This is a genomic window from Leptolyngbya sp. BC1307 (assembly GCF_002286735.1).
In the GTDB taxonomy this organism is placed as follows: domain Bacteria; phylum Cyanobacteriota; class Cyanobacteriia; order Phormidesmidales; family Phormidesmidaceae; genus Phormidesmis.
Window position 1 is genome coordinate 1 of the sequence record NZ_NRTA01000182.1, and the last position, 780, is coordinate 780.

Annotated in this window: 1 pseudogene; it reads right to left on the reverse strand. The window is 50.8% G+C overall.

Annotation, left to right across the window (positions count from 1 at the left end):
* Nucleotides 1-393 precede the first annotated feature (393 nt).
* Nucleotides 394-684 (reverse strand): annotated as a pseudogene (locus tag CKL79_RS22690) (cytochrome P450); the annotation flags it as partial.
* Between the last annotated feature and the right edge of the window lie 96 nt (nt 685-780).

Genomic DNA, 780 nt, shown 5'->3' on the forward strand with positions numbered 1-780 from the left:
TACTTCGGCTCTGAGAGCAAAAATAAGGTGTAGAGCGTGCTATCGCACTGGGCTGTAGATGGTTTTGATAGCTCACGCATGGCCTAGCGATCACTCAAAAAGAAGGGGGCTCCTGCCAGCATACAGGCTGGCTACTCTGTCAATGCGTAAGTCCTATTACCTTTCCGTTTCGTGAGGAACCGTTTCGTGAGGAAGGATGTCTGTGGGAACTTTGGCAAAGTTGAAAGGCGTGTCCGCCTATCAGCGACACGGATTTGAACTGTTGGGCACCATTCAGGTAGGGTCGTCGCCGCCCCTCTTTCCTATGCTCCGCAAATCACTTGATAGATAGAAGGCGATCGCCCCCACCAGACATTAAGGCCAGACATTAAGGCCAGACACTAAGGCCAAACGCTAAGGCAAGTTCACCATATCGCGAATATTTCCTTGAACCGTGCCGACCCCTGCCTGGAACTGGCGATCTTGCTTATGCACTTTCATCGACATGCCATGCTTTGGCTTCATGACAATCGTCCCAGCACGGTCAATTGGGTTTTCGGGTACAAACTCTAAGCGGTATCGCTGAAGCAGCATCGCCAAGATGATCTTGATCTCCATCATCGCGAAGCCTGCACCAATGCAGATACGAGGCCCTGCGCTAAAGGGAACATACTCATAACTGGACAGTGCGAAGTTTTCTTGAAGTGCGAAATGCGATTCTCCATAGGAGAGGCGGAGCCAACGCTAAAAGTAACGAACATCCCTATACCCAAGGGGCAAGGAATGTTCGAGACTGGTTGA